The following is an 18,129-nucleotide window of genomic DNA, read 5'->3' on the forward strand; positions in this document are numbered from 1 at the left end:
CATGCGCGACATGCTGCTCATCGCCCTGTTCGCCTTTCTGGGCGCCGCCGGGGCCGGAGTGCTCGGCGCGGGCGCGCTGTGGCTGCTGCGCCGGCGGTCGCTCACCGCGTCCGTCTCCGTGGTCGCAGCGGTCGCGGTGACGGCGATGTTCGCGGGCACGCTGGCGGTGGCCCAGGCGATGTTCCTGTCCTCGCACGACCTGTCCGTGGTCACCACCGTCGTCGCCATGGCGGCCGTGGTCTCCCTGGCCACCGCGCTGCTGCTGGGCCGCTGGGTCGTCGCCCGCAGCCGTGAACTCGCCCGTGCGGCACGGGACTTCGGCGACGGTGGCGACTTCTCGGCACCCGAGGGCCCGGTGACGGCCGAACTGGCCGACCTGAGCCGCGAGTTGGCCGCGACCAGCGCCAAGCTCGCCGAATCCCGGGACCGCGAACGCGCGTTGGAGTCCTCGCGCCGCGAACTCGTCGCCTGGATCTCCCACGACCTGCGCACCCCGCTCGCCGGTCTGCGCGCGATGTCCGAGGCCCTGGAGGACGGGGTCGCAGCCGACCCCGACCGCTATCTCCGCCAGATCCGCACCGAGGTCGAACGCCTCAACGACATGGTCGGCGACCTCTTCGAACTCTCCCGCATACACGCCGGGACGCTCACGCTCTCCCCGTCCCGGATGTCGCTCTACGACCTGATCGGCGACGCCCTCGCGGGGGCCGACCCGCTCGCCCGCGAGCACGGGGTGCGGCTGGTCGGCGACCGGATCGTGGCGGTGCCGGTCGAGGTGGACGGCCGGGAGATGAGCCGGGTGCTGGGAAACCTGCTGGTCAACGCGATCCGGCGGACACCGGCCGACGGCACGGTCGCGGTTGCCGCCGAGCGGTCCGCCGACGGTGTGGTGCTGTCCGTGACGGACGGCTGCGGCGGCATCCCGGAGGAGGATCTGCCGCGGGTCTTCGACACGGGCTGGCGCGGCACCCACGCGCGGACACCCCCGGCCGGGGCCGGGCTGGGCCTGGCGATCGTGCGCGGCATCGTCGAGGCCCACCAGGGCAGGGCCGCCGTACGGAACGTGTCCGGCGGCTGCCGCTTCGAGGTGACACTGCCGATGGCCGAGGGGTAGCCGGCCGGGCGGCGAACGCCGGAGGCACTCTCGGCCACAGGCCGGCCGGTTACCGCTCTCCGCGCAGCTTCGCCACCGCGAACTCCCGCATCCCCTCCGGGAACGCGACCTCCGCCTTCCACCCCAGCCCGGCCCGCAGCCTCGCGGAGTCCGCCGTGATGTGGCGGACGTCGCCGAGCCGGTACTCTCCGGTCACCACGGGCTCGGGCCCGCCGTACGCGGCGGCCAGCACCCGCGCCATCTCGCCGACCGTGTGCGGGTCCCCGCTGCCGGTGTTGTACGCGGTCAGCGCCCCCTCTCGTGGCTCGGACTCCAGCGCCGCCACATTCGCCGCCGCCACGTCCCGTACATGCACGAAGTCCCGCCGCTGGCCGCCGTCCTCGAACACCCGGGGCGACTCGCCACGGGCGAGCGAGGACCGGAAGAAGGAGGCGACCCCGGCGTACGGGGTGTCGCGCGGCATCCTGGGGCCGTACACGTTGTGGTAGCGCAGCGAGACGGCCGAACCACCCGTGGCGCGCGCCCACGCCGCCGCCAGATGCTCCTGTGCCAGCTTGGTCGTCGCGTACACGTTGCGGGGGTCGACCGGAGCGTCCTCACTCACCAGCCCCGGCCTCAACTCCTCGCCGCAGCGCGGACATCGGGGCTCGAAGCGCCCCGCATCCAGATCGGCCACGGCCCGGGGGCCCGGCCGCACCGGCCCGTGCCGCTCGCAGGCGTAGGAACCCTCGCCGTAGACGACCATCGACCCGGCGAGCACCAGCCGGCGCACCCCGGCGTCGGCCATCGCGGCGAGCAGCACCGCCGTACCGAGGTCGTTGTGCGAGACATAGTCGGGCGCGTCGCCGAATCCCGTGCCCAGTCCGACCATCGCCGCCTGATGGCACACGGCGTCCACACCCCGCAGTGCGGGGGCGACCGCCTCGCCGTCACGCACGTCCGGGCCGTCGCGCAGGTCGAACACGACCGCCTCGTGCCCGCGCGCGGTCAGCGCCTCGACGACATGGGACCCGATGAACCCGGCACCGCCGGTGACCAGTACTCGCATGCGTCAGACGCTAGGACCGCGAACCCACCGCACGGCAGTGTCAGGGCCGCGGTGTCACCGCTCCGTAAGACCTGCTCACGTGGTTCCGGTGAGGCCCGCCCGCTGCGCGACCAGGGCGGCCTGCACCCGGTTGTCGAGGCCGAGGCGGGTGAGGATGCGGTTGACGCGGCTCTTCACGTTCGCCTCGCTGAGCCCGAGGTCCGAGGCGATCCGGGCGTTGGACAGACCCCGGGCGACCAGGACGAGAACCTGCAGCTCGCGTTCGGTGAGCAGTTCCGTCAGCGTGGGCTGGTCGGGTGCCGGTGACGCGCCCGGTGTGCCGGGGAGGAGCGCGGTCGGCAGCGCGGTCAGGGAGTCGATGAGCCGGCGGGTGACGCTCGGTGCGAGCACGGGCTCTCCGCCGACGGCCGCGTGGAGGGCGCGGGCGAGGTCGTCGGGACGGCTGTTCTTCAGCAGGAAGCCGTCGGCGCCCGCACGAAGGGCCGCGTGCACGTACTCGTCCAGGTCGAACGTGGTGAGGACGACGACCCGCGGCGCCGGTCCCGGCCCCGGCCAGTCGCCGACGATGCGCCGGGTGGCCTCGACACCGGTCGTGCCGGGCATGCGTACGTCCATCAGCACGACGTCGGGCCGGAGTTCGACCGCCCGGGCCACGGCCTGCTCCCCGTCCGCAGCCTCGCCGACGACCGTCAGGCCCTCGCGGCGGTCGATGACCAGCCGCAGCGCGGTCCGGACGATCTCCTGGTCGTCGACGACGAGCACGCGTACGTTCATCCGGCCGCCTCCGCGGGTCGTGGTGCCGTCCCGGACAGGACGGCGCGCAGTCCCCAGCCACCGTCCGCGCGTGGCCCGGCAGCCAGCTCGCCGTCGAAGGCCGCCACGCGTTCCCGTATGCCGATGAGCCCCCGGCCGGATCCGGTGACGGACCGGTGGCCCGGGGCGGCCGGGTCGTTGCGCACCTCGATGACGAGGCCGGCGTCGTCGCCCCGCACGGTGACCTGCACCTCGACGGGCCCCGCGTGCTTGACCACGTTCGTCAGCGCCTCCTGGACGATCCGGTACGCCGAGACCCGCATCCCCGCCGACGGCGCCGTCCCCGCCCGGATCTCCGGCGTGTACGTCACCCGGCACCCCGCCGACCTTGCGGTGTCGATGAGCGTGCCGAGATGGTCCAGGGACGGTTCGGGCGAGAGCTCCCGCTCCCGGAACGACAACAGCCCCAGCAGGCGCCGCATCTCCACGAGCGCGGTGTCGGCGGTGGTGGCGATCAGCTCCACCCCATGGGCCGCGAGGGGCGGATCGTCGTCCATGACGTCCTGCGCGGCACGTGCCTGTACGGCGATGGCGCTGACGTGGTGGGCGACGACGTCGTGCAGGTCGCGGGCGATGCGGGCCCGCTCGGCGATCGCCGCCTGCCGGGCGTTGAGCTCCTGCTCGGCCCTGAGCCGCCGGTTGAGTTCGCGCAGCCGGTCGGCGTCGGCGCCGATCCTGCGTCCGCCGTGTCCCAGTGTCCAGGCGAGGGCGAAGAAGAAGACGAACGTGGTGGCGCTGATCGGTTCGAGCGAACCGGGTTGCGGGGGCTGCCAGTGCCCGCTCAGAGCGTCGGCCGTCATCGCCGCGGCCAGGCACAGCAGCGTTCCCCGCACGCCGACCGCGACCGGCTCGTACCGGGCGAGGGCGTACACACCGATCATCAGCAGGAACGGACCAGGGATCTTGCCCGGGATCGGGTCGAGCACCTGGAAGGCGACGTAGAGGACGGTCATCGCGGCCAGGACGGTACGAGGACGGGTCCGCCGCCACAGCAGCGGGACGGTCTGCGCTCCCCACAGGGCCACGGCCCAGCCGCCCGGCGTCGGGCTGCGGCCGAGCACCGTGGCCATGTCGAACAACGTCAGACCGCCGCCGAGCGCGACATCCGTCAGACGCGGCCGGGCGGCGAACCAGCGCTGTGCGGCCCGTGGCAGGGCCCTTGTCTCCATGACCATTTCAGTTCATCAGGCTAGGGGAGCGCGGGTCCGGCGGGATCCTCCGCCGGGCGCACATCGATGGTTGCGCGGTCCCGCGGGAGATCGCCGCCGCGACGGAGGCGGCAGGGGGTGCCGCGCTCCTAGCGTCGTTCCCCATGACGAACCTCCCCACCGAACAGCCCCCACCACCGACCCGCCCTTCTCCCGGTACGACGGCTGCGGTCAAGTCCCCCGATCCACGAGGGAGTTCACGGCCCGCCGTGAGGTGGGCCCTGCTGGCGCCCGGCATCGCGGCCACGCTGTTCGCGGTGGGCGGCCGATGGGACGTCCCGGCCGCCGCCTGGATCTCCCTCGTGGTCCTGCTGCGCTTCACACGGCTGAGCCGCGCGTGGTCCGGGGCCCTGTGGATCTGGGCGGCGCACACGGTGGCCGCCGTCTTCTGGGTCCAGGAGTCGGCGATCGGCTTCGGCCCGGTGGTGGTCGCGGGCGCCGTGGCACTGGCCGCGCTGCAGACGCTGCCGTTCCTGGCCGACAGACTCCTGACCGGTCGGCTGCGCCCCGGAGTGGCGGCCCTCGCCTTCCCGGCCGCTGTCGCCGCCGCGGAGTTCCTGATCACCGTGGTGTCCCCGTTCGGTACGGCCTACGGCTCGCTCGCGGTCACCCAGTACGGCGATCTTCCGCTCCTCCAGGTCGTCTCCGTCACCGGCCCGTGGGGGATCGGATTCCTGATCGCCTACTTCGCAAGTACCGTCAACCGCCTCTGGGAGCGGCCCGGTTGGCGCGCCGGCCTGGTCTACGCGGCCGTACTGCCGGCCGTCGTGCTCGCCGGTGGTGCCCGTCTCGCCCTCGCCCCCTCCACGGCCCCCACCGTCCGCGTCGCCGGAATCAGCCCCGCCCGGACCGTCACGGACGCCCAGCGGGCGGTGTTCGCCCGGGTCCCGGACATCGCCACCGCGTCCGCCGCGACGGTCGAACCCGCCATGACCGCCGTCGAGAACGACCTGCTGACCGCCACCCGGCGCGAGGCCGCCGCCGGGGCGAAGATCGTGATCTGGCCCGAGGAGGCCGTCAGGACGCAGGAGTCCCACGAGCCGGCCGCCATCGCCGCCGCACAGGACGGTGCCCGCCGGTCCGGTGTCTACCTGGAGATCGGCGTCCGGGTCTACAGCAGAAGTGGACCGGCCCACGACAAGGACGAGGCGCTCCTCATCGACCCGCGCGGAAAGGTGCTGTGGACCTATCAGAAGGCCCACCCCATCCCCGGCTCGGAGAGATTCACCCCCGGCGACGGCCGCGTGCCCGTCGCCGACACCCCGTACGGCCGGATCGCCGACGTCATCTGCTACGACGCCGACTTCCCCGCCATGATGCGGACCCGCGCCGACATCATGCTCGTCCCCTCCCACGACTGGCGGGAGTACGGAGCCGCACACACCGAGAAGGCGAGTCTGCGGGCGATCGAGGGCGGCTACTCACTGGTCCGCCAGGACGCGGAGGGCGTCTCGGCCGCCTACGACGACGAGGGTCATGTCCTCGCCTCCACCGACTACTTCACGACCGAACGCCAGACCATGGTGGCCTACGTGCCCGTCCACGGTGTCACCACGGTCTACGACCGGATCGGCGACACCTTCGCCTGGCTCTGCCTTGCCGGTGTCCTCGCGCTCACCGTCACCGCCCTCGCCCGCCCGAGGTGACGCACCGTCAGTCACCCGTGCCGTGCGGCCGTCCCCGCCGAAGAAGAAGCTCAGCAGGACCGTGACGGTGGCGGCGACGGCGAGCCGCAGGGCCCACGTCGCGGGGGAGCCGTCCGCGAGCACGGAGGTGACGGTCGGCGCGTCCAGCAGGACACCACCCAGGGGCAACGAGCCCGCACCGCTCAACAGGTAGACCCACAGCGGGGGTTCGTTGGAGACGACGAGGACCGAGGCGGCGAGGACCACGATCGCGCTGAGTACGACGGTGAGCGAAGTGATGTCCATGGCCACGAGCATTCCGCCCGCCGGACGGCGAATCGTCGGCGCGGCGGAGGATCGGCGTCTCTGCCGAAGGGTATAGACGTGCCTCCCCACTACAACCTTTCGTATCGGCGGTCCGTTCAACTCCCGCCCGGCACCGACTACTTGCCGGGGTCTCTGGCGTGCCGACATAGGGGATGTCATGAGATCTGTCTCCGCCGGGCGTCCACTGCGTCGCGGAGCTTGTGCCGGAGCGGTGGGGGCGGCGGTCCTCGCCGGTCTCCGGAGCGGGGCCGCCTTCGCCGACGACGAGCCGCAGACCGACCAGCTGTGGATCCAGGCGCCGTACGACCGGTCGGTCACCGTCGCCCCGGCCGGCGGTACGGCCCAGTACCGGACGCTGACGTTCGGCCCGTACCACGACAACGCCAACTTCACCGTGACGGACGGGCGTCTGACCGTCGACGTCTCCGGGCTCACCGGGCTCACTGGGGTCGCCTGGCCCGACAACTGCACACCGAACGCCGCGGGCACCGCCGCCGTGTGCGACACCGGGACGTGCCCACCCGCTACAGCGCACAGGTGCAGCTCAAGGTGCGGGCCGCCGCCCTGGGAGCGCAGGGCACGATCGAGTACTCCACCGAGGCCACCGGCGGACCCGACGCCACACTCACCGCTCCGGGGGGCGACGCGGAGACCCCCGTCACCGTCCGCTCCGGCCCGGACCTCGGCATCGGCGCCGCGCAGGGCGCGCCCGGCGTCGCGCCCGGCACGGAACTCACCGCGCCGTTCGCCGTCACCAACACCGGCAACGAGACCGCCCACGGCTTCACCGCGCAGATGTACGCGGCGTACGGCCTCGACGTCGTCACCCGCTACCCGCTACCCGCTACCCGCTACCCGCTACCCGCAGTGCACCTGCACCGAGCCCGACATCGGCGGCACCTGAATGCCCATGACACACGCGACCTGCACCTTCGACACCGACATCGCGCCCGGCGCCACCGTCGAACTGCCCGCGCCGCTGCGGCTCGCCGTCACCGACCACGCGCTCTTCGACCGGTTCGACTACGAGGTCGAGCCCGTCGACGGCGTCACCGACCTCGACAGCTCGGACAACAGCCGCGCCTGGAGCATCGACGCCGACAACACCGCCGACTTCGCCGCGCACGGCACCGAGGTGGGCGGCGCGGCCGGCGACACCGTCACCGCCGCGTTCCGGTTCACCAACGCCGGCCCGGCCCGGGTCGGCAACGTCGGCTCCGGCGAACCGGTCGCCGTGATCGACTTCTACCTCCCGGAGGGCACCACCGCCACGTCCGTGCCCGAGGGCTGTGAGACCGCGTGAGCATCGGGCGAGGACCCGGCCGTCGGCCATTACGCCTGCTACCCGCGGATGTCGGCCAAGCCCGACCTGGACATCAGCTTCCCGTTCCAGCTGCGCATCGGCCGGGTCGTCCCCGACGCGACCGGCCGTGTCGTTGTCCACCCCCACGGAGACAAGCCCGTGGTCTTCGACCCGGACAGCGCCAACAACGCGGCCGAAGTGATCGTCACCCCGACCGCCTGACGGCGACGACGAGGGGGCGGCCCGAAAGCCCGCTCCCTCCTACGTCGACTCCCGCTTCACCAGCTCCGTCGGCAGGATCACAGCCGCGGTGTCCTCGCCCCCGATCTGCGCCAGCAGCACCCGCACCATCTCCGCGCTGATCCGGTCGAACGGCTGCCGCATCGTGGTGAGTTCGGGGCTGGACGCGAGCGCGGCGGGGGAGTCGTCGAAGCCGCCGACCGCCACGTCCTCCGGCACCCGCCGCCCGGCCCGCTCCAGCGTGGTGAGCACGCCCCGCGCCATCAGGTCGGAGGCGACGAACACGGCGTCCAGGTCCGGGACCTGGGCGAGCAGCCGCTCGGCGCCCCGCTCGCCGCTGAGGCGGCTGTAGTCGCCGGGGACGACGAGCCGGTCGTCCACCTCGACGCCCGCCTCGGCGAGCACCTCCCGGTATCCGGCGAGGCGTTCGACACCGCCCGGGGTGTCCGGCGGACCGGTGACCATGCCGATGCGGCGGCGACCGAGGGAGAGCAGATGCCGGGTCATGTCCCGGGCACCGTCCCGGTCGTCGGCGGCCACGTAGCTGATCTTGGAGCCGAGCCCGATCGGCTTGCCGCACGCGACCAGCGGCACGCCCGCCTCGCTCAGCTCCTCCGCCACCGGGTTCCCGGAGTGGCTGGAGACCAGCAGCACCCCGTCGACGTGCCCCGATGTGATGTACCGCGTGATGCGCCGCCGCTCGTCCTCGGTGCCGGCCAGCATCAGCAGCAGGGGGATGTCGTGCGCGGCCAGCGCCTGGGTGCAGCCGCGCAGCAGGACGTTGAAGTTCGGGTCCTCGAAGAACTTCTCCTGCGGTTCCGTCAGCAGGAAGCCGACCGAGTCCGAGCGCCCGGTGATCAGCGAGCGGGCGTGCCGGTTGACGACGTAACCCGTCCTGCGGATGGCCGCGTTGACGGCCTCCTGCGCGGCCGGGCTCACATAGTGCCCGCCGTTGAGGACCCGCGACACAGTGCCCCGCGAGACACCCGCCTCGCGTGCCACGTCATGGATCGTCGGCGGCCTGCGCCGACCCCCCGTATTGCTCATGGTCAGACTCTACGGCTCCGGACCGGGAGCCCGAAGCACCACTATGGGAGCGTTCACAGCATTCGTGGCAGAGAATCATCAGGGACACTTGTCAGCGGTCACGGACGTGCGGTTATGTTGGGGCAATGCTCCAGAGCGCGCTGTGTGCACGTTCCCAAATGATCGACTACGGGAGAGATCCATGCCGGAGACCACACCCAAGGGGCTCACCAGGCTCGCCTTCGGTGGGGACTACAACCCCGAGCAGTGGCCGGAGAGCGTCTGGCAGGAGGACGTCCGGCTGATGCGGGAGGCCGGCGTCACCATGGTGAGCGTCGGGATCTTCTCCTGGGCCCTGCTGGAACCCGAGCCCGGTGTGTACGACTTCGGCTGGCTCGACCGCCTCCTGGACCTTCTGCACGAGCACGGCATCCGCGTCGACCTCGGCACCCCCACGGTCGCCCCGCCCGCCTGGTTCTACCGCGCCCACCCCGACGCCCTCCCCGTCACCGCCGACGGCACCCGCTACGAGTTCGGCTCACGCGGCGCGATCTGCCACAGCAACACCGACTACCGCGCAGCCGCAGCGAACATCACCACCCTGCTCGCCGAGCGATACGGCACCCACCCCGCCCTCGCGCTGTGGCACGTGTTCAACGAGTACGGCGTCCCCGTCTCCGCCTGCTACTGCGACTCCTGCGCCGCCCACTTCCGCCGCTGGCTGACGACGACGTACGGAACCGTCGACGGCGTCAACGAGGCCTGGGGTACGGCCTTTTGGGGCCAGCGTTACGCGGACCTCGGCCAGATCAACCCCCCACGCCTCACCCCGACCGCCGTCAACCCGGCCCAGGCGCTGGACTACACGCGGTTCGCGGACGCCACCATGCGCGAGAACTTCGTCGCCGAACGGGACATCCTGCACCGTCTCGCGCCCGGCATCCCGGTGACCACCAACTTCATGGCCGCCCTCAGCCAGTGCGAATCCGTCGACTACTGGGCCTGGGGTCGCGAGGTCGACCTCGTCACCAACGACCACTACCTGATCACCGACGGCCGCCGCACCCACGTCAACCTGGCGATGGCCGCCGACCTCGCCCGCTCCGTCGCCGGCGGCGCCCCCTGGCTGCTGCTCGAACACTCCACCTCGGGCGTCAACTGGCAGCCCCGCAACCCGGCCAAGGCCCCCGGCCAGATGGCCCGCAACGCCCTCTCGCACGTGGCGCGCGGCTCCGACGGCGCAATGTTCTTCCAGTGGCGCCAGTCCCGGCGCGGCGCCGAGAAGTTCCACTCCGCGATGCTCCCGCACGGCGGCACCGAGACCCGCGTGTGGCGCGAGGTCGTCGAACTCGGCTCCTCCGTCGAGGAGTTGAGCCGAATCCGCGGCACCCGCACCCAGGCCGACGTGGCCGTCCTATGGGACTGGCAGTCGTGGTGGGCGCAGAAACTGGAGTGGCGCCCCAGCCAGGACCACGACGCCCGCGAGCGCGCGGACGCCTTCTACGAGGCCCTCTACGACCGTCACCTCACGGTCGACTTCGCCCACCCGGAAGCCGACTTGTCGGCCTATCCCCTTGTCGTCGTACCCGCCCTGTACCTGACGACGGAGGCGGCCGGCCGCAACCTGAAGCGGTACGTCGAGCAGGGCGGGACCCTCGTCGTCTCCTACTTCTCCGGCATCGTCGACGAGCACGACGCAGTCCACGAGGGCGCGTATCCCGGTGCGCTGCGGGACGTACTCGGCCTGACCGTCGAGGAGTTCTCGCCGCTCCTGGCGGGCGAGCGGGTGCGCATCACCGGCCCGGACGGCTCCGAACTCACCGGCGACGTATGGACCGAGTTCGTGGTCCCGCGCGGCGCCGAGACCGTGTGGACGTACGCCGAGGGCCTCACCGCCGAACACCCGGCCGTCACCCGGCACCGGCTCGGCGAGGGCGCCGCCTGGTACGTGTCCACGCGTCTTGACGCCCACGGCCTGGACGCCCTGCTCGGCTGGGCGGCCGAGGACGCCCGGATCGCCCCGCGCGCCGAGCTGCCGTACGACGTCGAAGTCGTGCGCAGGGAAGGCGAGTCGGGCAGTTTCCTCTTCGCGATCAACCACAGTGGCTCGGACGTCAAGGTGCCGCTGGGCGCCGACGGCACCGAGTTGCTGACCGGTGAGCGGGCCGCGGGCGGTCTCGCGGTTCCCGCCGGAGCTGTGCGGGTCGTAAGACTCGACGGCTGAGCCGGCTCCCCTCCGCCCGCGAGAGCCGTGAGCCGCGGGCGGAGGGGGACGTCCGACGCCCGGCGCGCGTGCGTTCTTGTTCGGCTGCGACGGTGTGGTTCGGCCAACTCCGTTTCCGGAAGCCGGAGTTCGTTCTCTGCGGTTTCGGCGCGTCCCGCCCGTTGCCCCATGCCTCAGTGGCGTCGGTCGTGCCGAACAGGAACGGTCGGTCCCGGACAAGGGGCACCGAGTCGGGGACGAGGCGGACCGTGCTGCGGGAGAGTGGGAGGGCGCGGCAAGCGGCGCGCAGGACGGAGGGGCACGAGATGCTGAGGACTCCGGCAAGTCACCGGCGACTGGACATCCTGGAGTGGCTGAGAGATCCGGCCGCCCACTTCCCGGCACACCGGTATCTCGACGAGGCCGGGGTCGGTGCGGAGGTGGTGGCGGCCAAGCTGGGTGTGTCCCGCCAGGTGGCCGAGACCCACCTCGAACTCCTGGCGTCCCTGGGCCTGTTGCGCACCCGGCGGATCCGGTTGCGCACCTACTACCGGCGCGACGAGGTCCGTATCGCCGAGGTGGCCCGGATGTTCGAGAAGGGCTGGTAGCGGGACCGCCGGCCCGAGCGTCACACCGTGTCCTGCCCGGCGTCCGTTTCCTCTGCTTTTTCTGCTTCTTCCGGTTCGGTGCGGAACGACGCGTCCGGGTCCCCGAACCGCTCGCACAGCAGCCTGCCCACCAGCGCGCCGCCGTAGAGCACGAACCCCACGCCGACCAGCCAGGACTCCACCACCAGCACCGTGCCGACCGGGCCGTAGCTGACCGCGTTGGTGACCAGCAGCGGGGTGAACACCAGGTACGAGAACCAGCGCAGGCCGACCAGGCCCGCCATCGTGGCGAGCGCACCCGGCAGCAGATAGCGCCAGTGGACCCGGCGGTTGAGCAGGAAGTGCGGGCCCCACCAGAAGAACAGCAGTCCGGCCGCCATGCTGAGCACGATCCGGGGCGTGCCCGCGAGGACGTTGCGGGTCTGCACCTGCGCGTACAGATAGCCCATCAGCATGACCAGCCAGATCAGTTGGCGCCAGATACGGTGCCAGGGCGCGCCGGCCGGGCGCCACACGTGCTCGTAGCCGCTCTGCACACTCGACGCGAAGGACAGCCCGAACAGCGCGAGCAGCGCCACACTCCAGGCGCTGGTGGTGCCGATCACCTTGCGGGGCGGGGTGAAGACGTCGGTGAGCGCGCGGGCCGAGCGGCCGGACAGGTCCATGCCGTCCACCAGCCACAGTGCGAACCCGCCGTGCCCGATCGGATCGGCCGCGGCCACCACGATCAGCAGCGGCGCCAGGGTGACCAGGGCGAGCGTCGCGAACCCCATGGCCCGGTGCAGCAGCTCCAACTCCCGCCCGCGCCGGTTGAGTTCGGCGAGCCCGAGGCGCTGCCACGCGCTGCGGACGCGGTTCACCGGGGAGTTCCCGCGCGGCGGGCGGCCGACCACGTCATACGGGGCCCCCTTCCCACTTCTCGCCGACCGGCAGCGCGATCCGGGTCACCGGGAATACGCTCGGCAAACGTGACCGGGTGCCGCGACGACCGGGAAGAACAGCAAGCGTACGCGCGCCGGACCCAACCGTGGAGGTGTTCGTGGACCGCCCCAGTGCACTGCTCGCCCGCCGCTACGTCGCGATCGGAGGCGTGGGTCCCGAGGACGTGGTGGCCGACGCCCGCGGCCGGGTGCTGACCGGCGTCGAGGACGGCCGCATCCTGCGCCTCGACGGACTGATCGACCCCGACGCGGTCCGGGTGGAGACCCTTGCCGACACCGGCGGACGGCCGCTCGGCCTCGAACTCCTTCCGGACAACGGCCTGTTGGTGTGCGACGCGGAACGCGGGCTGCTGCGCGTCGACTTGGCGGACGGCACCGTACGCGTCCTCGCCGACTGGGTGGCGGGGGAGCCGCTGGTGGGCTGCAGCAACGTGGTCGCGCTGTCGGACGGCAGTGTGTACTTCACCGTCTTCAGCCTCCGCTACCCGATCGAGCGGTGGATCGGCGACATCGTCGAACACACCGGCACGGGACGGCTGTTGCGTCTGGCGCCAGGTGCCGACAGTCCCGAAGTCCTCCTGGACGGACTTCAGTTCGCCAACGGGCTCGCCCCGAGCGCCGACGAGTCCTTCCTGGTCCTCGCGGAGACCGGCGCCCGCCGGCTGACCCGCTACTGGCTCACCGGACCGAAGGCGGGCCACAGCGGGTCCTTCGTCGACGACCTCCCCGGAATGCCCGACAACCTCTGGCGCGCCGGCCCGGACGGACCGATCTGGGTGGCGCTGGCCGGCCCGCGCGTCGCGCCGCTCGAACTCCTCCACCAGGCCTCGCCCGCCGTACGGCAGGCTGCGGCCCGTGTCGCCGTGCGCGTGCCCTTCCGCCCCACCGGCATGATCGGAGCCATGGCGTTCGACGACGACGGAGCCGTCGTCCATCACCTCGTCGCGCGCGGCTCGTCGTACCGGATGGCCACCAGCGTGTGCGAGGCGGCCGGGCACCTGGTGCTGGGCAGCGTGCGGGAGCGCGGGATCGCGCTGTGCGAGCCGCCCGCCCCGAAGTGACCCCGGCACGTCCCCGGCGTTACCCTGATGCCCGGCCGCGAGCATCCCTCGCGGCGCGGCGGTGGGGCCCGCCGTACCCGAACCGCGGCAGAGGTGCCGCCAACGGTCCCTACTTGTAGAGGCGTGTGCCCTCAGGGCCCCCGACGAGTAGGAGACGTACGGCCATGACAGCTCCCGAAGCCGAGAGCGTGCGCACCCGACCACGGGCCCCGCGTCCGTCCGTCTGGCGCGGTCAGGGGCCCGTGGTCGCCGTGGTCGCGCTCGGCGGCGCGATCGGGGCGACGGGCCGCTACGCGGCCTCCCTGTGGTGGCCCACCCAGAGCGGCGGATTTCCCTGGGCGACGTTCTGGATCAATGTGGTCGGCTGCGCCGTCATCGGCGTGTTCATGGTGGTCATCACCGATGTGTGGGCCGCCCACCGGCTGGTGCGGCCGTTCTTCGGCACCGGGGTGCTCGGCGGCTTCACCACCTTCTCGACGTACGCCGTCGACATCCAGAAACTGGTCGACGCGGGCCATCCCCGTACCGCGCTGGCCTATCTCGCCGTGACCCTGCTCGCGGCGCTCGCGGCGGTGTGGCTCGCGGTGACGGCGGCCCGGCGCGTCCTGAAGTGGAGGCAGCGATGACCAGGCTGACCGGCAGCGCCCTGCGCGTGACCGTCTTCATCGGCGAGAACGACACCTGGCACCACAAGCCCCTCTACACGGAGATCGTGCACCGCGCGCACACCGCCGGGCTGGCCGGTGCCAGCGTCTTCCGGGGCATCGAGGGCTTCGGCGCCTCCTCCCTGATCCACACCTCGCGGCTGCTGTCGCTCAGCGAGGACCTGCCGGTGGCGATCGTGATCGTGGACACCGAGGAGCGCGTACGGGCCTTCCTGCCGCAGCTCGACGAACTCGTCGGCGAGGGACTGGTGATCCTCGACGACTGCGAGGTCATCCGGTACGTGGGTCGTACGGACGTACCCCACGAGACCGACGCGAAGGGTAAGAAGTCGTTGTGAACTGGCTGTTGGTCGTCGCGGGAGCCGCCGTCGGCGCCCCGCTCCGCTATCTCACCGACCGCGCGGTGCAGACCAGACACGATTCCGTCTTCCCGTGGGGCACCTTCGCGGTGAACGTCACCGGCTGTCTGATCCTGGGCACACTGACCGGTGCGGTGTCCGCCGGCGCGGCGGGCTCGCATCTCCAACTCCTCGTCGGGACAGGCCTTTGCGGGGCCCTGACGACGTACTCGACCTTCTCGTACGAGACACTGCGACTGACCGAGACGGGGGCGGGGCTCTACGCTGCCGCCAACGTCGTCGGCAGCGTGACCGCGGGCCTCGGTGCGGCATTTGTCGGGGTGTCGATCGCGCAGGCCCTGTGGGCGTAAGAAATCGGGCGGATCCCGCGCCCGTGCAGGACCACCTCCAGCGCTATTGTCTACAGCACTGTCGACCAATCCCGAAGAACTGGATCTCATGAGCGTCATCAGCGTCGGTCAGGCCGCCGTCCTCGGAGTCGTCGAGGGGGTGACCGAGTTCCTGCCCGTTTCCTCCACCGGCCATCTGAAGATCGTCGAGGGGCTGATGAAAATCCCCGTGGACGACGATTCCGTCGTCGGGTTCTCGGCCGTCATCCAGGTCGGCGCCATCGCCGCCGTGCTCCTGTACTTCTTCAAGGACATCGTGCGGATCGTCACCGCCTGGGGCCGAGGCCTGTTCAACCGGGAGGAGCGTTACCACCACGACTACAAGTTCGCGTGGTGGGTCATCTACTCGACCATCCCGATCGTGATCGTGGGCCTCGCCGCGAAGCCGCTCATCGACGGGCCCCTCGGCTCGCTGTGGGTGGTCGCCGCCTCGCTGATCGTCGGCAGTGGTGTCATGTGGGCGGCCGACCAGATGGGCCGGCACAAGCGCGGTGAGGACGACACCACCTTCAAGGACGCGATGCTGGTGGGCAGTTCGCAGATCCTCGCGCTGCTCTTCCCCGGCTTCTCCCGCTCGGGCGCCACGATGTCCACCGGTCTCATCCTCGACCTGGACCGCGTCGCCGCCACTCGGCTCTCCTTCTTCCTCGGCATCCCCGCCCTGACCGGCGCCGGCATCTACGAGCTGAAGGACGCCCTGGGTGCGGGAGTCGGCGCCGCCCCGCTGGCCGTCGGCACGATCGTGTCGTTCGTGGTGGCCTATGCCTCCATCGCCTGGCTGCTGAAATACGTCGCGAAGCACTCCTTCAACGCCTTCGTGGTCTACCGGATCATCATCGGCGTCCTGCTGTTCGGGCTGCTCGGCACGGGTGTGCTCAACAGCTGACACCGGACGGACGATCGTCGCAGGGGGCGCGCAGCCGGATTTTCAGGCAGCGCGCCCCCTGAATGTTTCTTTTCCGATCGCTTGACAGCACTGTCCCGTCACCCGGAGGATCACGTCCGTGAACCTGTCAGACAGCCAGACAGGTGGAGTCGGGCCGCGGCGCGTCAGCGCCATGGAAGCGGTGCTTGTCCACCTCCGCGGCGCCATCGAGCGCGGCGACTACGCGATCGGCGACAAGCTGCCTTCCGAGGCCGAGCTGTGCCGCACCCTGGAGATCAGCAGGCCCGTGCTCCGCGAGGCCCTGCGGGCCCTGCAGACCATGGGCCTGACCGTCTCCAAGACCGGCAAGGGCACCTTCGTGGTGGCCAGCGCCGTGGAGGACCCCACCTTCGGCGACTACGCGGCCAGCGACCTCCTGGAAGTGCGCCGCCACGTCGAGATCCCGGTCGCCGGGTACGCGGCCCTGCGCCGCACCCCGGAGAACCTGGACCACCTGGCCCACCTCCTGGACCGCATGGAACAGGAGACGGACACCACCGCGTGGGTCGCGATGGACACCCTCTTCCACCTCGCGGTGGCGGAGGCCGCCCAGAACCCGGTGTTCCGCCGGGTCATCGAGGAGATCCGTGACGCGCTGGCCCGCCAGTCCGCGTTCCTCAACGAACTCGGCGGCCGGCGCGAGCAGTCCAACCGCGAGCACCGGGCCATCGTCGAGGCGCTGATCGACGGCAGTGAACCGGACGCCGTCGAGGCCATGTCCCACCACCTCGACCGGGTCGAGACGACCCTCACCGACATCGTGCGCCCCGCGCGCACGGACACCCCCACGGAAGGCGGACCCGAGGCGTGAGCGAGCAGTCCCTGCACGACGGCGTGCAGAAACGATCCGGCCATGTCGACGCCGGAGACGCCGGCTACAGCAAGTCCCTGAAGTCCCGCCACGTCAACATGATCGCCATCGGCGGCGCGATCGGCACCGGCCTCTTCCTCGGCGCCGGCGGCCGCCTCGCCGACGCGGGCCCCTCCCTCTTCATCGCGTACGCGGTCTGCGGACTCTTCGCCTTCCTCGTCGTCCGCGCCCTCGGCGAACTCGTCCTCTACCGGCCCTCGTCCGGCTTCGTGTCGTACGCCCGCGAGTTCCTCGGCGAGAAGGGCGCCTATGTGGCGGGCTGGATGTACTTCCTGAACTGGGCCACCACCGGTATCGCCGACATCACCGCCGTGGCCGTGTACACCCACTACTGGAGCATGTTCTCCGACATCCCCCAGTGGGTGATCGCCCTCATCGCCCTGGCCGTGGTCCTCACCGTGAACCTGATATCGGTGAGGATGTTCGGGGAGCTGGAATTCTGGTTCGCGATCATCAAGGTCAGCGCGCTCGTCGTCTTCATGCTGATCGGCATCTTCCTGCTGGTCACCCAGCACCAGGTCGACGGCACGACCCCCGGCCCGTCCCTGATCACCGACAACGGCGGCATCTTCCCCAACGGCCTGCTGCCCATGCTCCTGATCATCCAGGGCGTCGTCTTCGCCTACGCCTCCGTCGAGCTGGTCGGCGTTGCCGCCGGCGAGACCGAGAACCCCGAGAAGATCATGCCGAAGGCGATCAACTCGATCATGTGGCGCGTCGGCCTCTTCTACGTCGGCTCGGTGCTCCTGCTCTCGATGCTGCTGCCCTGGAACAAGTACAGCGCCGGCCAGAGCCCCTTCGTGACCGTACTGTCCAACATCGGCATCCCGGCGGCGGGCGGCGTCATGAACCTCGTCGTCCTCACCGCGGCCATGTCCTCCCTCAACTCCGGCCTCTACTCCACCGGCCGCATCCTCCGCTCCATGGCGATGTCCGGCTCGGCCCCCAAGTTCACCTCGGTGATGAGCCGCAGCCAGGTCCCCTACGGCGGCATCCTGCTCACCAGCGGCATCTGCGTCCTGGGCGTCGGCCTCAACTTCGTAGTGCCCGCCGACGCGTTCGAGATCGTCCTCAACTTCGCCGCGATCGGCATCCTCGCCACCTGGGGCATGATCATGCTCTGTCACTTCCTCTTCTGGCGGAAGACCGAGAAGGGTGAACTGACCCGGCCGAGCTACCGGTTGCCGGGCTCCCCCTGGACCGAACTCGTGACGCTGGCCTTCCTGGCCTCCGTCCTGGTCCTCATGTACGCCGACGGCGGCGCCGGACGCACCACAGTGCTGTGTCTGCCGCTGATCGCCGCCGCGCTGGTCGCCGGATGGTTCGCCGTCCGCCGCCGCGTGGCGAGCACGTCCACCACCGCACCCGACGCGTGAGACCCACGCCGTCCTGACCTGACAGGC

The 18,129-nt window shown here is 71.3% G+C and carries 19 protein-coding genes; 13 read left to right on the plus strand and 6 right to left on the minus strand.

Translation table 11 applies throughout. From position 1 onward, the window contains the following. Position 1: 1 nt before the first annotated feature. Complete coding sequence (locus tag AB0I51_RS18670) at positions 2-1,114, plus strand: HAMP domain-containing sensor histidine kinase (RefSeq protein ID WP_362976348.1); 1,113 nt, start codon at positions 2-4, stop codon at positions 1,112-1,114. A gap of 49 nt (positions 1,115-1,163) precedes the next feature. Here AB0I51_RS18670 and AB0I51_RS18675 read toward each other — a convergent pair whose 3' ends face one another. The 3 genes from AB0I51_RS18675 to AB0I51_RS18685 all read right to left on the minus strand — a co-directional run bounded on the left by AB0I51_RS18675 (position 1,164) and on the right by AB0I51_RS18685 (position 4,144). After that, the gene (locus AB0I51_RS18675) at positions 1,164-2,162 is read right to left on the minus strand and encodes an NAD-dependent epimerase/dehydratase family protein (RefSeq protein ID WP_362976350.1); all 999 of its coding nucleotides are present in this window, start codon (positions 2,160-2,162) and stop codon (positions 1,164-1,166) included. Between the two features lie 75 nt (positions 2,163-2,237). Continuing rightward, complete coding sequence (locus AB0I51_RS18680; RefSeq protein WP_362976352.1) at positions 2,238-2,936, minus strand: response regulator transcription factor; 699 nt, start codon at positions 2,934-2,936, stop codon at positions 2,238-2,240. Continuing rightward, positions 2,933-4,144 carry a histidine kinase gene (locus tag AB0I51_RS18685; RefSeq protein ID WP_362976354.1) on the minus strand — a complete coding sequence of 404 codons (1,212 nt, stop codon included), beginning with the start codon at positions 4,142-4,144 and terminating at the stop codon, positions 2,933-2,935. Before AB0I51_RS18685 ends, AB0I51_RS18680 begins: the two co-directional genes overlap by 4 nt. A 143-nt stretch (positions 4,145-4,287) precedes the next feature. Here AB0I51_RS18685 and AB0I51_RS18690 point away from each other — a divergent pair, with 143 nt between their 5' ends. Next, the gene (locus AB0I51_RS18690; protein ID WP_362976356.1) at positions 4,288-5,829 is read left to right on the plus strand and encodes a nitrilase-related carbon-nitrogen hydrolase; all 1,542 of its coding nucleotides are present in this window, start codon (positions 4,288-4,290) and stop codon (positions 5,827-5,829) included. A gap of 830 nt (positions 5,830-6,659) precedes the next feature. On the opposite strand, the gene AB0I51_RS18695 is transcribed toward AB0I51_RS18690, so the two are convergent. Beyond that, positions 6,660-6,962, minus strand: a complete 303-nt coding sequence (locus AB0I51_RS18695) for a hypothetical protein (RefSeq protein WP_362976358.1) — start codon at positions 6,960-6,962, stop codon at positions 6,660-6,662. 83 nt (positions 6,963-7,045) lie between these two features. On the opposite strand from AB0I51_RS18695, the gene AB0I51_RS18700 reads away from it, so the two are divergent. After that, complete coding sequence (locus tag AB0I51_RS18700; RefSeq protein ID WP_362976360.1) at positions 7,046-7,438, plus strand: hypothetical protein; 393 nt, start codon at positions 7,046-7,048, stop codon at positions 7,436-7,438. A 48-nt stretch (positions 7,439-7,486) separates the two neighbouring features. Then, the gene (locus tag AB0I51_RS18705; RefSeq protein ID WP_362976362.1) at positions 7,487-7,660 is read left to right on the plus strand and encodes a hypothetical protein; all 174 of its coding nucleotides are present in this window, start codon (positions 7,487-7,489) and stop codon (positions 7,658-7,660) included. Between the two features lie 39 nt (positions 7,661-7,699). Here the strand turns inward: AB0I51_RS18705 and AB0I51_RS18710 are convergent, their stop codons facing one another. Beyond that, positions 7,700-8,731, minus strand: coding sequence for a LacI family DNA-binding transcriptional regulator (locus tag AB0I51_RS18710; RefSeq protein ID WP_362976524.1), 1,032 nt, complete (start codon positions 8,729-8,731; stop codon positions 7,700-7,702). A 175-nt stretch (positions 8,732-8,906) separates the two neighbouring features. Here AB0I51_RS18710 and AB0I51_RS18715 point away from each other — a divergent pair, with 175 nt between their 5' ends. Both AB0I51_RS18715 and AB0I51_RS18720 read left to right on the plus strand, forming a co-directional pair. Then, the gene (locus tag AB0I51_RS18715; protein ID WP_362976364.1) at positions 8,907-10,928 is read left to right on the plus strand and encodes a beta-galactosidase; all 2,022 of its coding nucleotides are present in this window, start codon (positions 8,907-8,909) and stop codon (positions 10,926-10,928) included. 305 nt (positions 10,929-11,233) lie between these two features. Continuing rightward, positions 11,234-11,515, plus strand: a complete 282-nt coding sequence (locus AB0I51_RS18720; protein ID WP_362976366.1) for an ArsR family transcriptional regulator — start codon at positions 11,234-11,236, stop codon at positions 11,513-11,515. 20 nt (positions 11,516-11,535) lie between these two features. Here AB0I51_RS18720 and AB0I51_RS18725 read toward each other — a convergent pair whose 3' ends face one another. Next, the gene (locus tag AB0I51_RS18725; RefSeq protein WP_362976368.1) at positions 11,536-12,375 is read right to left on the minus strand and encodes a ribonuclease BN; all 840 of its coding nucleotides are present in this window, start codon (positions 12,373-12,375) and stop codon (positions 11,536-11,538) included. Positions 12,376-12,554: 179 nt separating this feature from the next. Between AB0I51_RS18725 and AB0I51_RS18730 the strand changes: the two genes are divergently transcribed. The 7 genes from AB0I51_RS18730 to AB0I51_RS18760 all read left to right on the plus strand — a co-directional run bounded on the left by AB0I51_RS18730 (position 12,555) and on the right by AB0I51_RS18760 (position 18,102). After that, the gene (locus AB0I51_RS18730) at positions 12,555-13,517 is read left to right on the plus strand and encodes an SMP-30/gluconolactonase/LRE family protein (protein ID WP_362976370.1); all 963 of its coding nucleotides are present in this window, start codon (positions 12,555-12,557) and stop codon (positions 13,515-13,517) included. Positions 13,518-13,681: 164 nt separating this feature from the next. Continuing rightward, positions 13,682-14,143 (plus strand): fluoride efflux transporter CrcB, encoded by a 462-nt coding sequence (gene crcB, locus AB0I51_RS18735; RefSeq protein ID WP_362976372.1) that lies wholly within the window; start codon positions 13,682-13,684, stop codon positions 14,141-14,143. Continuing rightward, positions 14,140-14,520 (plus strand): DUF190 domain-containing protein, encoded by a 381-nt coding sequence (locus tag AB0I51_RS18740; protein ID WP_362976374.1) that lies wholly within the window; start codon positions 14,140-14,142, stop codon positions 14,518-14,520. Before crcB (AB0I51_RS18735) ends, AB0I51_RS18740 begins: the two co-directional genes overlap by 4 nt. Further along, positions 14,517-14,891, plus strand: a complete 375-nt coding sequence (crcB, locus tag AB0I51_RS18745; protein WP_362976376.1) for a fluoride efflux transporter CrcB — start codon at positions 14,517-14,519, stop codon at positions 14,889-14,891. Before AB0I51_RS18740 ends, crcB (AB0I51_RS18745) begins: the two co-directional genes overlap by 4 nt. A gap of 88 nt (positions 14,892-14,979) precedes the next feature. Then, on the plus strand, positions 14,980-15,816 hold the full coding sequence (locus tag AB0I51_RS18750; protein WP_362976378.1) for an undecaprenyl-diphosphate phosphatase: 837 nt from the start codon (positions 14,980-14,982) through the stop codon (positions 15,814-15,816). Positions 15,817-15,988: 172 nt separating this feature from the next. Next, positions 15,989-16,666: a FadR/GntR family transcriptional regulator gene (locus tag AB0I51_RS18755; protein WP_362976526.1), complete on the plus strand. Its 678-nt coding sequence runs from the start codon at positions 15,989-15,991 to the stop codon at positions 16,664-16,666. Beyond that, entirely contained in the window at positions 16,663-18,102 is a 1,440-nt protein-coding gene (locus tag AB0I51_RS18760) for an amino acid permease (RefSeq protein WP_362976380.1), read from the plus strand. The genes AB0I51_RS18755 and AB0I51_RS18760 overlap by 4 nt, the downstream gene beginning before the upstream one ends. The last annotated feature ends 27 nt before the right edge of the window (positions 18,103-18,129 follow it).

It is taken from the genome of Streptomyces sp. NPDC050549 (assembly GCF_040655035.1).
Classification (GTDB): Bacteria; Actinomycetota; Actinomycetes; order Streptomycetales; family Streptomycetaceae; genus Streptomyces.